Source organism: Leuconostoc sp. JNUCC 76, from assembly GCF_053667755.1.
The window spans coordinates 1,879,632-1,893,037 of sequence record NZ_CM132206.1 but is presented as its reverse complement, the minus strand read 5'-3'; the positions used below and the strand labels follow the sequence as shown (position 1 = coordinate 1,893,037).

At 36.8% G+C, this 13,406-nt stretch carries 11 protein-coding genes; 8 read left to right on the top strand and 3 right to left on the bottom strand.

Features of this window, described 5'->3' with window-relative positions:
* Positions 1-39 precede the first annotated feature (39 nt).
* The 5 genes from JNUCC76_RS09550 (at position 40) to metE (ending at position 6,221) form a co-directional block, all read left to right on the top strand.
* Positions 40-1,635, top strand: coding sequence for a peptide ABC transporter substrate-binding protein (locus tag JNUCC76_RS09550; protein WP_454154371.1), 1,596 nt, complete (start codon positions 40-42; stop codon positions 1,633-1,635).
* Between the two features lie 8 nt (positions 1,636-1,643).
* Positions 1,644-2,360, top strand: coding sequence for a gamma-glutamyl-gamma-aminobutyrate hydrolase family protein (locus JNUCC76_RS09545; protein ID WP_454154369.1), 717 nt, complete (start codon positions 1,644-1,646; stop codon positions 2,358-2,360).
* A gap of 356 nt (positions 2,361-2,716) precedes the next feature.
* Positions 2,717-2,839 carry a hypothetical protein gene (locus tag JNUCC76_RS09540; RefSeq protein WP_002815820.1) on the top strand — a complete coding sequence of 41 codons (123 nt, stop codon included), beginning with the start codon at positions 2,717-2,719 and terminating at the stop codon, positions 2,837-2,839.
* A 20-nt stretch (positions 2,840-2,859) separates the two neighbouring features.
* A complete protein-coding gene (locus JNUCC76_RS09535) occupies positions 2,860-3,753 on the top strand; it encodes a methylenetetrahydrofolate reductase (protein ID WP_454154367.1) in 894 nt (297 codons plus the stop codon).
* Positions 3,754-3,920: 167 nt separating this feature from the next.
* Positions 3,921-6,221 carry a 5-methyltetrahydropteroyltriglutamate--homocysteine S-methyltransferase gene (gene metE / locus JNUCC76_RS09530; RefSeq protein ID WP_454154365.1) on the top strand — a complete coding sequence of 767 codons (2,301 nt, stop codon included), beginning with the start codon at positions 3,921-3,923 and terminating at the stop codon, positions 6,219-6,221.
* Positions 6,222-6,256: 35 nt separating this feature from the next.
* Here the strand turns inward: metE and JNUCC76_RS09525 are convergent, their stop codons facing one another.
* Entirely contained in the window at positions 6,257-7,252 is a 996-nt protein-coding gene (locus JNUCC76_RS09525) for an AI-2E family transporter (RefSeq protein ID WP_454154363.1), read from the bottom strand.
* 436 nt (positions 7,253-7,688) lie between these two features.
* Between JNUCC76_RS09525 and JNUCC76_RS09520 the strand changes: the two genes are divergently transcribed.
* From JNUCC76_RS09520 to JNUCC76_RS09510, 3 genes are all read left to right on the top strand, one after another.
* Positions 7,689-8,819 carry a PTS sugar transporter subunit IIC gene (locus JNUCC76_RS09520; RefSeq protein WP_454154361.1) on the top strand — a complete coding sequence of 377 codons (1,131 nt, stop codon included), beginning with the start codon at positions 7,689-7,691 and terminating at the stop codon, positions 8,817-8,819.
* 129 nt (positions 8,820-8,948) lie between these two features.
* Positions 8,949-10,793 (top strand): APC family permease, encoded by a 1,845-nt coding sequence (locus JNUCC76_RS09515; protein WP_454154359.1) that lies wholly within the window; start codon positions 8,949-8,951, stop codon positions 10,791-10,793.
* A gap of 89 nt (positions 10,794-10,882) precedes the next feature.
* Positions 10,883-11,047, top strand: coding sequence for a hypothetical protein (locus JNUCC76_RS09510; RefSeq protein WP_454154357.1), 165 nt, complete (start codon positions 10,883-10,885; stop codon positions 11,045-11,047).
* A gap of 40 nt (positions 11,048-11,087) precedes the next feature.
* Here the strand turns inward: JNUCC76_RS09510 and JNUCC76_RS09505 are convergent, their stop codons facing one another.
* Positions 11,088-11,819, bottom strand: coding sequence for a type 1 glutamine amidotransferase (locus JNUCC76_RS09505; RefSeq protein ID WP_454154355.1), 732 nt, complete (start codon positions 11,817-11,819; stop codon positions 11,088-11,090).
* On the bottom strand, positions 11,819-13,177 hold the full coding sequence (locus JNUCC76_RS09500; protein WP_454154353.1) for a MurT ligase domain-containing protein: 1,359 nt from the start codon (positions 13,175-13,177) through the stop codon (positions 11,819-11,821). Before JNUCC76_RS09500 ends, JNUCC76_RS09505 begins: the two co-directional genes overlap by 1 nt.
* Between the last annotated feature and the right edge of the window lie 229 nt (positions 13,178-13,406).

Sequence of the window (13,406 nt, the reverse complement as noted above, 5' to 3'; positions counted from 1 at the left end):
TTAAAATGACACTATTAATGTATTTGGGAGCGAAAGAATATGAATAAAAAAATAGTCATTGGTGCTGTAGCTGTTATCGCAGTTGCTGGCATTTATGCTGCAACGCGTCCGTCAAAATCAGCGGAAGGTCATACGTTAAGAGTTGCTGTTCAAAACAACATCTCAACGTTGGATCCCAATCTAGCTGATCAAGTTGGTGCGAATTGGGCAGAAGTGCAAACACTTGAGGGGCTTTATACAACATCTGCTAATGGCAAAATTATTCCGGGGGTCGCTCAAAAAATAGTTCAACCAACCCAAGGTAATAAGGTTTATACAATTAAGCTCAAGAAGAATCAAAAGTGGTCTGATGGATCACAAGTAACGGCGTCTGATTTTGTTAATTCAGTTAAACGTCAAGTAAATCCAGCGACAAAATCTACTCGTGCTAACCATTTTAAGGATATCGCTGGGTATGATGCTGTATATAATAATAAAGAAAACGTTAATAAACTTGGTATTAGTGCACCAGACAAATACACGGTGAAAATCGAACTGTCCCATCCAGTCCCTTATTTTAATTTTATATTGGCTAATCAACTGTATCCAATTAATTCGGATAAATTAAAAGAATATGGTAGCAAGTATGGCCAAACAGCTAAGACGACTGTCTCAAATGGTGCTTATACGGTTAAAAAATGGAATCAATCATCAACGACTTGGGAATTTGTTAAAAATAAGTATTATGCTGATGCTAAAAATGTTCATTATGATACCATTAAGGCTACTCAAGTTACTGATGCAACGCTAGCTTCTAAACAATATCTAGCGAAGAAGGTCGATGAAGCAGAAATTTCTGGTGGTATTTTAACGGATTTGAAGAAGAGTCATGCTACTGATATTAAATCAACACAAAAGGGACGTGTGGCGTTTATTGTTTGGAATGCTGCTGATAAGACAGTCAGCAATACAAATCTCAAACGAGCTTTGAGTTTAGCAATAAACCGCAAGGAGTTAACAAAATCAGCGTTGGCTGATGGTTCAACACCTGCCAAATCAATTGTGCCAAGTGGTGAAGTAAAAGTAGACGGTAAAGATTTCAATGCGAACTTGTCACTACCTTATAACAAGGCATTGGCTCAAAAGTATTTGAAACAAGCGCAATCAGAATTAAATCAACAAAAAATTACAATTACACTTAATACAGCTGATACTGATGCTTATAAGGCATTAGGTGTTTACTTGAAACAGAGCATTGAAGCAACGTTGCCTGATGTTACAATTAACCTAAAGCAGTTGCCATTAAATGCTGAAATTTCCGCTTTTGAAAATCATGATTTTCAGGCTGGAACTTTAACATGGTCAACAGATTATAATGATCCCATTGATTTCTTGGATATAGCTTATTCGAAGGGCGCGATTAATTTTACAAATTGGACTAATTCGGAATATGAGAAGATTATCAACAAGGTTTCTGAGCAACATGAGGCCAATGACGCCCGTTATAAGTTGGAACAACAAGCAGCCAAGTTGAATAATGATTTAAATGGTGTTACGCCATTGTATCAAGTATCCAATGTTCATTTATTACGCTCATCGGTTAAAAACTTAGATTATCCCTTAATTGGTTATCAGAACTATAAGTATGCAAAGTGAGTGGAAAGATGAAAAAAATAGGTATACCAAGTAATAATCTTGTTCATGCGAATGCTCATTTTGGCACCAATTATGTCGACTACATCCAAAAAAATTATATTGATGGTATTAGCGGTGCGAATGCGCTACCTATTGTGTTCCCAATTGGTGATATAAAGTTGGCTAAGGCATATATCGATTCAGTTGATGCTTTGTTATTAGCAGGCGGTCAAGATGTTTCACCAGTGTATTTTGGTGAAGATCCACATATTAATTTACATGAAACTGATGATCGACGTGATGCTTTTGAAGTGGCGCTGGTAATCGAAGCGCTTAAACAAGAAAAACCAATTCTAGGTATTTGTCGTGGATTGCAAATTATTAATGTTACACTGGGTGGCACCTTGTACCAAGATTTAGGTAGTCAGTATGACGGCTTGTCAGTAAAGCATAATCAATATCCGACAAAATGGTATGTACCAACACACCATATAGTATTGCAACGTCAAAGTTGGTTGAGTGATATTTTTGATGAAAAATCACTGGTTAATTCTTTTCATCATCAAGCAGTGAAAAGATTGGCAGATGGGTTGAAACTGGACGTCACGAGTTCGGATAACGTTGTAGAGGCATTTTCGGATGAATCACGACGTATTTATGCAGTACAGTGGCATCCAGAAATGTTATTGATGGACAATCCAGATGCTCAAGAATTGTTTGATTCATTTGTGGAAAAGATTGAATAGTTTTATACGAAGAAAAGATAAGTAGTGATTGATGCATTGATAGAGAGCCTGTGTTTGGTGAAAACAGGTAATGCCATATCATGAAGATGGTCTTGGAGTTTTGCTTTAGTGAGCGTGCTATGATTTTTGAAATCAAAGCGACGTAAACTATGGCCGGGAAAGCCCGTTATAGCTGTTTTGGTTTTCTAATCCTGTATTGGAAGACTGAAGTTAAGGTGTGCAACAAAGCATACGAATAACGGGTGGTAACACGAGAAATCGTCCCGCAATCTGAATTTTTTCGGATTGCGGGACTTTTTATGTTTTAAGAGTAGGGAGTTTGCTAAGGTGAGTTTAATTAGCAAGGAGAGAAGATTGTGCGCGTAAATAATCAAACAATTTATTATTTACACACTGATAAAATGACGACAGCAGTTTATTTAAATGGCAGTGGGGCCGTTGATGCGGTTATATTAACTCAATTTTCATTGATTTGGTAGTAAAAATTGAGAGGATATCTATGACTAGAATTACGGACATTTATAAAAAGAAGTCAGCTCCGGTGCTGTCTTTTGAAATATTTCCGCCAAAAACAGAAAATGGACTACACGCTTTGTATAAAACTTTACAAGAAGTAGATCCAAAAGAAACTGGCGTTGATTATATTAGTGTGACATACGGTGCAGGCGGTGGTAGTAATCATAAAAGGACTAAAGAGATTGCGGAATATATCGAAAGGAATTGCGGTATAACAGCTTTACACAATCTCACTGGCATTAATCAAACACCAAGTAGTTTAAAGGATAATCTTGAAAAGATAAGCGTGGCGGGCATTGAAAATATATTTGCACTTCGCGGTGACACACCGACAAAAGATTATGTGAATGAATATTATCCGTTTGCAAAAGATATAATTAAAGAGATTAAAAAAGACGGACGGTTTGATATTGGTGCAGCAATTTATCCCGAAGGACATGTTGATAATCCAATTACAGGAATTAGTGTAACTGGGGTTAAAGAAAAAGTGATTAGTGGTACAGAATTTCTAATTTCTCAGCTATTTTTCGATAATGGCGTTTTCTATAACATGCAAGAGGCACTGAAGGAAAATTATATTAAGGTACCAGTATCTGCTGGTATTTTACCTATCATTAGTCGTGCGCAAGTCGAACGTATTACTTATATGATTGGTTCATCTTTACCGGCACGTTTGGCAAAAATTGTTCATAAATATGAAAATCAACCAGAAGCCTTGCAACAGGCTGGAATTGAATATGCATTGGAGCAAATTCATGATTTGTTAGATCATGGGGTTGACGGTATTCATTTGTATGCGATGAATCAACCAAATGTTTTGAAGACAATGTTGCCAGAAATTAATAAGCACATTCAATCAAAAATATTAACGCTTTGATGCAATAAACGAAAGAAGAAGCTCATGAAAGTAACATGTCGAAAAGTCTATTACTTGCATGCTAATAAAATTCTAACGGCTGTCTTTCTTACCGGTAGTGGTTCTGTTGATAGGTTTAGATGAAGTTATTTGTCAATTACCAACTTATTTAAAATTAGGAGAAAAACATGACAAATACAGTAAAATCATCAAACTTAGGTTACCCACGACTAGGCGAACACCGTGAGTGGAAAAAACTACTTGAATCTTATTGGCAAGGTAAAATAGATGAAGCGCAGTTTAATAAAACTGCTAAAAACCTACGTTTAATTAATTTAAAAAAACAAATTGAATTTGGTTTGGATATTGTTCCTGTCGCGGACAATTCAAACTACGACCATGTATTAGATACGATAGCTGCTTTTAACTTAATTCCTACTCGGTTTGGTAGTTATGATCGTCCCTTAACGTTAGATGAATATTTTGCAGTGGCTCGTGGGAACAAAGACAACGTGGCTGCCGATATGACAAAGTGGTTTAATATCAATTATCACTACACGGTTCCTGAATTTGATAATACAACCCCACGTTTGTTAGAAAATCGTTGGTTAAAGTATTGGCAGGAAGCTAAAGATGAATTAGGTATCAATGGTAAGCCTGTCATTGTTGGTCCTGTGACATTGATCAAGCTTGGTAAGTTGAGTGGTGAATATGTATCTGCTTCATCTGACATTAATCAATTATTAGAGCAAATTTTACCACTATATGGACAAGTATTTAAGGAACTACAAGCAGCTGGTGTGACATGGGTCCAACTAGATGAACCCACGCTAGTTAAAGTAGCGGATGAAGCTGAGGTGGCACCATATCGTCGTGCTACTGAGTATTTGAATGAGGTGGCACCGCAATTAAACATTGAATTGCAAACGTATTTTGATTCAATTGATCCTTATCAGGCAGTCACTAAATTGCCCGTACAAGCGATCGGATTAGATTTCGTTCATGGTAACGGTGAAAATTTCGATAATATTCGCAAGTTTGGATTTCCAGAAGATAAAATATTGGCAGCAGGCATAATTGATGGGCACAATGTTTGGACTGCTAATTTGCAAGAAAAAGCTAATTTTGCTGAAAAACTACGCACGCTAGCACCAAAACTATGGTTACAGCCTTCCAATACGTTGCTTCATGTACCCATTACTAAAAAGTATGAAACTAAGGCTAGTCCTGAACTATTTGGTGGGTTAGCATTTGCTGACGAAAAAGTGCAAGAGTTAGTTGCTTTAACTAAAAAGTTGAATGGCGATGACGTGAAAGCATTATTTGAACAGAATGCCGCTGCTCTGGATGCATTGAATAGTTCACAAGCCCGGAATAACAAAGTAGTGCAAGAAGCCATAAAACATTTATCACAAGAACGGTTCGAGCGTGATTCAAAGTATGCAGAACGTTCTAAGAAGCAACAAGCCAGCTTGCACCTGCCATTGTTGCCAACAACTACAATTGGATCATTCCCGCAATCAGCCGATGTACGAGCTAAGCGTGCAGCTTGGCGTAAGGGTGAACTGTCTGATGAGCAATACAATGATTTCATTGAATCAGAAACCAAGCGTTGGATACAGCTACAAGAAGATATTGATCTAGATGTTCTGGTCCATGGCGAATTTGAGCGTACTGATATGGTGGAATACTTTGGACAAAAACTGGCTGGATTCTTTGCCACACAAAATGGTTGGGTTCAATCTTACGGCTCACGTGGTGTTCGCCCACCAGTTATTTTTGGAGATGTTGATTATGTTGAGCCCATTACTGTGAAGGAGTCAGCCTTTGCACAAGCGCAAACTAATAAACCCGTAAAGGGGATGTTAACTGCGCCATTAACAATTATTAATTGGTCATTTGTGCGTGATGATATTCCACGCGCTACAGTTCAGAATCAGATTGCCTTATCTTTGCGTCAAGAAGTTATTAATTTGGAAAAGGCTGGTATTAAAATTATTCAAGTAGATGAACCAGCTTTGCGTGAAGGGCTACCATTGAAACAACGTAATTGGCAGGATTATTTGGACGAAGCAATTTATTCATTTAAAATTACCACAACCGGTGTGCGTGATGAGACGCAGATTCACACACACATGTGCTATTCAGATTTTGAGGATATTATCAGCACTATTTCCGGATTAGATGCTGATGTGATTTCCATTGAAACTTCTCGTTCACATGGTGAAATTATTTCAGCTTTTGAAGATGCACATTATGATAAGCAAATTGGGTTAGGTGTTTATGACATTCATTCACCTCGTATTCCTTCAGTTGCAGAAATTGCGGACAATATCCGTCGTGGCTTGAAAGTTATTGATCATAATCAGTTCTGGGTCAATCCAGATTGTGGTTTGAAAACACGTAATGAAAAGCAAACCCTTGAAGCATTGCAAAATCTGGAAGATGCGCGTAATCTAGTCTTTTCTGAGATATCTAGCAATGAGTAGAACAAAAAAAGATGAGCCTTGCGGTTCATCTTTTTTTAATGATTGAATTTTTGTATTTGGAAAAAATCAAGTAAGAAAGTCAAAATGGGTAATCCAATAATTAGACCCCAAACACCAAAAAAATGTTCCATGATAATTAAGTTTAATAAGATAATTAAAATTGGCATGTGTGTTTTCTGAGACATTAGGTGAGGATGTAGGAAGTAAGACTCGAACAGATGAATTAAAGCAACAGCAACTACAATGATGATCACGGTATCCCAATCACCAATGATAAAAGCAGTGATAGTCAAAGGCACCAATGAAATAACAACACCAAATACAGGAATCAATCCCAACACGAAAATTAAAATAGTAAATCCTAACAAATAGGGGAAATGCAATGATAATAGCACTAAGAACATCAGCGCTGTATTGATGGTACAAATGATGAGTTGGATTTCAAACAACTTACCCAAAATAATAATAAAACGGTGGACAATGATATAAAATTCACCAAAGAATTTTTTAAACGGACTATGTAAAAAATTCATACTCCATGATCGTAGTTTTGGATAAGTCATGCTAAATATGAAACTAAATAACAAAGCAAGTACTAGCTGATATAAAATATGTCCTATTTGACTTAATTGAGATAAACTTTCCGAAATTAAGTTATTACTATCGAAGAAAGAAGTATATTGGTTTACATTTTTATAAACATCTTGTAATACGCTGTTATCTTGCCAGTTCCAGTGCATAGCCAATGTAAGCATGCTTCTGATTTGTTGAATTAATGTTGAAGCACCGTGCTCAATTGCGAAGGAAACAACGCTAATAAAAATGATGTAAACTAGTGCAATGGATAAGGTTCGTGAAATTTTTAAAAATTTGGCTACAGGTTTAGCCACACTCATTGCTAAATAAGCAAAGATAATAGTTAACAGTAACAAAGGCATAAATTTTTTCAAGCCAAAAATTAGTAAAATGATGACCAACAAAACACCATATCGATAAGGTATTCGTTTTTGTATTGCTTCTAGTAGATTCATGTTGTTTCCCCCTGAATAATCGTATTATTCTATTATATAGGAATTTTATCAAAATGTTTTATGTTTATGATAATGATACACATTCTATAAAATGTGTTTATAATTAATAAAATTAGACTATTGACATTTATTGTTTTTCATGTCATAATGTTTTTATTAACTAAAAGGAAAAAATCTTATGAAAAGTCTAAGTTCAACTAACTTCACAAAAGTCATTAAGATCAACGTCGTCATTATTATTTGACTTCTCGGTTGGTCTACTTTTTGATGCCAGCCTTGAAGAAAGGCTGGCGTGGAGTTGTTGAATTTTTTCAACATACTTTAGGAAGCGCTAGTATATCTAGCGCTTCTTTTTTTTCTTATAGTTTTACCATAATCATTAGGTAACTTATGATGGAGAGCAAAATTTTTGTTGATAATACAGGAGGATAGGACTATGGATGCACCATTGTCTACAACACCGGCCAAAGAAGAGGCCAAAACAGTAAGCGATATGAAAGCAAAACCACGTAAGGTAAGCGAAGTCGTTTTCGATGTTTCACAAGGAATTTCAAATGCCATTTTGGCTGTTCTTGGTATGGGACTTTTGATGTCGTCAATTGGAAACATTTTTCATTACACACCATTAATTCAAGCCGGTTTAATGGGTCAAAAAATGTTGGCACCAGCTTTAGGAGTTGGTATTGCGATGATGATGCGGGCAAATATTCTGACAACAGGAGCGGCTTTAATTGCTGCAACAGTTGGCTCAAACGCTGTTTACTTTACTACAGCTGTTGCCCCAGCAACGCACACAGCTACTGGATGGGTTGCTGATCAGGCTGCCGGTTCATTGGTAATGACATCTGGACAACCTGTATCAGCTGTATTGGCAGCCTTGGCTGCAGTATTAGTTGGTAATTGGTTAACTGGGAAAACCCCGCTAGATATGATGTTAGTTCCTTTGGGAGCTGTATTAGTCGGAACATTCTTTGGTTTAGCTACTGCCTCTGTAACAACCCCTTTCTTGAATTGGGTTTCTGAAGAACTTGCTTCCACAATGAAAATCAACCCGTTCTTAGGTGCTTTCGTTGTTGCTGTTGTTTGGTTCTTATTCTTGATGACACCAGCATCATCTGCAGCTTTGGCAATTGCGGTTATGTTAGATCCATTGTCAGGTGGGGCAGCTCTTGTTGGTACAACTGCAGGATTTGTAATGTATACAGCTATGGGCTGGAAACAAAATGATTTGGGTGCTAACTTAGCACAAGTAATTGTCACACCAAAAGTGCAATTCCCTAATCTACTTAAAAGTCCATTATTGCTTTTTGGTCCTGCTTTCATTGCTGGTGTTTCAGCAGTCTTTGCTGTAGGTGTTTTCAGTTTTAAAGTACCTTATGCAATTGCTGGACTAGGTCTTAACGGATTCATTGCTCCTATTGCTTTGGCAACAACTGACCCACGTGGCTTTGCTCTTATGGTTATCTTTGGAGCAGTGATACCAACTGTTGCTGGATTGGTATTCTATTATGTCTTGAAAAAGTTTGGTAAGACTAAGAAAAATGACTTACATTTGGACGTAGTTTAAATATAAACATCATCTAGAAATAGGTCATCAATAGAAATGTCATAGAGTCGTCATATAGACGGCTTTTTTTACTTCAAGAAATGGCGTAGAATATGTTGAGTAATAAATAATTGTATTGAGAGAAACGTTATGTTTGAAAATATCAAACGAACCTTGATTGGAAAACCATTGAAAACACTTGATGAAGGTGGTCAATCGTTATCTAAAACAAAGGCGTTAGCACTTTTATCATCTGATGCTTTATCATCAGTGGCTTATGGTACTGAATCTATTACGACTGCTTTATTGACAGCCGGTGCGGTTGCTTTATGGTTACAAATTCCTATCGCATTACTTGTTTTAGTACTTTTAGCAGCTATTGTGATGAGTTACCGACAAATCATTCATGCTTATCCATCAGGTGGGGGAGCTTACGCTGTTGCCAGTGAAAACTGGGGAGCAAAGGCAGGGTTGGTCGCTGGCGGCTCCTTACTCGTCGACTACATGTTGACAGTGGCGGTCTCGGCATCAGCCGCAGCTGATGCCATTACTGCTGCATTTCCTGCTATTCTGCCGTTTACTGTGCCTTTGTCAATTATTATTGTTCTTTTATTAACGGGAATGAATTTACGGGGATTACGTGAAAGTGCCAATTTTTTGATGGTACCAGTGTATTTCTTTATTGTTGTATTAGTGATAATGATTGCTTGGGGTGTTTTTCAAGCAGCAACAGGTCAATTGCCTTATCATGCAGCCGCAAAAGTTGGTACAAGCTTTAGTGGCTTATCACTAGTTTTGTTTATGCGTGCATTTTCAAGTGGCTCATCATCATTAACTGGTGTTGAAGCAATTTCAAATGCTGTACCCAATTTTAAGAAACCAAAAGAAAAGCATGCAGCTGCAACGTTAGCTACTATGGCAGTCATTTTGGCAATATTTTTTGGTGGTATCACATTTTTGAGTTATTGGTTAGGAATCACACCCAATAGTAAATCAACTGTTTTGTCACAAATTGCTGCCATAACATTTGGTGGCTATAACATTGGCTTTTATATTGTACAATTCGCAACGGCAATGATTTTGGCTGTTGCAGCTAATACCGGATTTTCAGCTTTTCCAATGCTTGCCCTAAATTTAGCACGAGATAAGTACCTACCACATCTTTATATGGATAAAGGTGATCGTTTAGGATATTCTAATGGTATTTTATCACTAGCCTTTGGTGCGATTATTCTGTTAATGATTTTTCATGGTTCCACCGATGCTTTGATTCCATTGTATGCTGTTGGTGTATTTGTGCCCTTTACTTTGTCCCAGTCTGGCATGATTATTCACTGGTGGCGTAAGAAACCACAAAAATGGATTATTAAGGCGATTATTAACTTTGTTGGTGCATTTATTTCAGCAGTTTTAGTAATTACACTATTTGCAACGAGAATTGAACATGTGTGGCCTTATTTGCTGATTATGCCTATCGTGTTGTTTATGTTCTTAAAAATTAAGCATCATTATATGAGTATTGGAAAACAATTACGTTTACAATACCTCGAAAATGATAATGCTGAGCGTCATCATTATGATGGGGCAACAGTTATTGTTTTGGTATCAAATATTACGAAAGTAACTATGGAAGCTATTGATTATGCACAGTCTATCGGTGATTATGTTGTTGCTATGCACGTTAGTTTTGACGTCAATCCTAAAAAAGAATTAAAAACGTCAACTCAATTTAAAGTCGATTTTCCTGATGTACGTTATGTTGATATTCATTCATCTTATCGTTCAATTGTTAAGCCTTCTCTGAGTTTTGTGGATGCTGTAGTTAAACAAGCAAAAAAGCGCAATCATTCAGTGACAGTATTAATTCCACAATTTGTTCCAAAACAACCATGGCAAAATATTTTGCATAACCAAAATTCACTTCGTTTACGTGCTGCTTTCGCAGCTCGTGAGGATATTTCAGTATCAACCTATTATTACCATTTGTCAGAATAAATTAATGCAGCCCAATAAGGGTTGTGTACATAAAGTAATTAAAAAGGGGAAAAGTGCAGATTGAATAACATTCTGTATTAGCTACAACGATGTCACAAGATACAAAATTAATTTTATTTTTTATTTGGGTAGTCATTGCTATGTTGATTTCAACAGTAGGGTTAGTCATGATTATGCGTTGGTACCATAGAGAAGTTAATAAGGTTAAGAAACAACAAGCCGAAGATCGTAAAAAAGAATTGAATAATCGCTAAAATAAAAAACCACAACTCCGAAAGTAGTTGTGGTTTTTTATTAGAATGTTTCTGTTTCAACGGCCTTTAACTTATCTTGCCAATTAACCGTAGGATATTTTTTATTCAATATTGTTGCCAAAACACGTTTGGCTAAGTTGCCGTTGCGCGTGAAAATAGGTCCATGGAAATAAGAACCATACACGTTACGATAAATAACACCTTCTGTTTTGTCCAGACCGTTATTACCATTACCGGAAACAACAGTGCCTAATGCGCGCTCGCTTTCACCCAAAAAGGTACGTCCCTGATGATTTTCAAATCCATGATAAGTTTCACCAGTCTCATTATTTTTAATCACAATATTGCCAGTTAGTCGTTCGCCATTTAGAACGGTGATTTTTTTATCATGCATATTGGTAGTGTAATGATCCATCACGCCGATACCGTCAACTTTTGTACCATCAGCCATGAGCATATATTTACCTAATAATTGAAAACCACCGCAGACGGCTAATAATGCACCGTCATTCTCAATATAATCTTGTAATTGCTTTGCTTTAAACTTCAGATCATGGGCGACAATAGTCTCTTCATAATCTTGTCCACCACCAAATAATACAAAGTCATAAGAATCTGCATCAAATTCATCCCCAAGAGATACCAAATGGTAATCAACGGAAACACCGATTTGCTTAGCATAATAGGTTAAGGCGATTATGTTGCCATAATCACCATAGGTGTTCATTAGGTTACCATATAAATGAGCCACAGAAATATCATAATTAGTCATTAGAAACCTCCTTTGATGTAGCCCTTAGCGCTTAATTGTTCGCGCAATTGAAGCATTGCCGTATAAGTAGCAGCAATATAAACTTTTTTGGTTGGTAATGACTTGATAGCTGTCACGACTTCTGATAGATCTTCATAAACGGCTTGGTCTGTAAAACCAGCCATCTTTAAACGCACGCGTAAATCTTTATAACGTTCGCCGCCAGTGGCTACGGCTTGTATTTTTGTATCATGCAATTTCTCAAATTCAGCATCCCATATCCAACTAGTATCAATGCCATCTGCGTAATTTGCGTTTAGTAATGCTAAAAGAGAAAACTCATCTTTTTCAGTTAACATCATGTCAATGACTGAATTTGTGCCAACTGGGTTTTTAATCAACACAATAATTACATCTTTACCATCAACATTAATGGCTTCTTGACGTCCAAAAATTTGAGCATTTGATTCAAATGCTTTTTTAATTTGTTCAGGAGTCACGCCGAATTCTCGTCCGACTGAGAAAGCTGCTAGGGCATTGTAGATATTATATAAGCCACCAATTTCAATGCGCAATGGTGTGTTGTCAATGCTAAAAGTTGAATATCGTGGTGTTAATTCATCCACACTAGTGATGCGATAATTTAACTTGGGACGTAAAAACTCGTCTGTTGTACTAAAATATTTCCCTAAATTAGCATAAGTAATAAAATCATAGTGGAGTACAGAATTATCGGTCGGTGACAAAATACCATCAGTGTTAATTGGTGCAACGTCAGGATTGTAATCTGTTGGTGCAACGTGATCAAAACCAAAATAACGACGTGTGTTGGTGAAATTGCCGCGAGTAAATATAGGTGAGTCACCATTTGCTAAAACGAGCGCTTCAGGTGCATTCTTAATTCCAGTAACAATTTTTTCGTAAGTCGTGTAAATTTCGCCGTAGCGATCCATCTGATCACGGAAAATATTGGTCAGTACAAACATTTTTGGTTGGATTGCTGCCGTGATTTTCTCAACATTGGCTTCATCAACTTCGAGTACGGCTAGCGGCTTTTTACCGTTAGATGATTTTTTTACTTTGGTTGTCACTAAAGTTCCGGTAATACCTTGAATCATGTTTGACCCAGAAGGGTTAGTGATGACTTGATAGCCACCAGCTTGTAAGACACGAGTAATCAAGGCGGTTGTGAGTGTTTTTCCGTTGGTTCCAGTGACAATGATCAAATCAAAATCTTGTTGAATTGTTTTTAAAATGTCAGGATCAATCGAAACAGCTAGTTTACCGGGTAAACTGGTCCCACCACGATGCAAAACATTTCTTAAGAACCAATACGAAGATTTTGCTGTGGCGCGTGCAATTGAACTTTTAAGTGTCATAATATCCCCACTTTCATGATTATAATTTTACCATGAACAAGTCTGCGGTGGGGAATTTCATACAATGTTTGCATAGATACTTGTAAAGTTTCATTTTGAAGGAGGTTTTACAATAGGTTACCAACCTAACTAAAATGTCCCTTCTTAGTCATGGTAAAATTAAAATGAGCCAACAGACGGGAAATAAGCCATACTCTGCTGACTATAATAATATAGTAGTATGAATTTA

Bases quoted from the DNA above. Each gene is read 5' to 3' on its own strand.
- JNUCC76_RS09510 (WP_454154357.1), top strand. From the start codon at position 10,883: ATGTCACAAGATACAAAATTAATTTTATTTTTTATTTGGGTAGTCATT.
- JNUCC76_RS09515 (WP_454154359.1), top strand. From the start codon at position 8,949: ATGTTTGAAAATATCAAACGAACCTTGATTGGAAAACCATTGAAAACA.
- JNUCC76_RS09500 (WP_454154353.1), bottom strand. From the start codon at position 13,177: ATGACACTTAAAAGTTCAATTGCACGCGCCACAGCAAAATCTTCGTAT.
- JNUCC76_RS09505 (WP_454154355.1), bottom strand. From the start codon at position 11,819: ATGACTAATTATGATATTTCTGTGGCTCATTTATATGGTAACCTAATG.
- metE (WP_454154365.1), top strand. From the start codon at position 3,921: ATGACAAATACAGTAAAATCATCAAACTTAGGTTACCCACGACTAGGC.
- JNUCC76_RS09525 (WP_454154363.1), bottom strand. From the start codon at position 7,252: ATGAATCTACTAGAAGCAATACAAAAACGAATACCTTATCGATATGGT.
- JNUCC76_RS09520 (WP_454154361.1), top strand. From the start codon at position 7,689: ATGGATGCACCATTGTCTACAACACCGGCCAAAGAAGAGGCCAAAACA.
- JNUCC76_RS09545 (WP_454154369.1), top strand. From the start codon at position 1,644: ATGAAAAAAATAGGTATACCAAGTAATAATCTTGTTCATGCGAATGCT.
- JNUCC76_RS09550 (WP_454154371.1), top strand. From the start codon at position 40: ATGAATAAAAAAATAGTCATTGGTGCTGTAGCTGTTATCGCAGTTGCT.
- JNUCC76_RS09535 (WP_454154367.1), top strand. From the start codon at position 2,860: ATGACTAGAATTACGGACATTTATAAAAAGAAGTCAGCTCCGGTGCTG.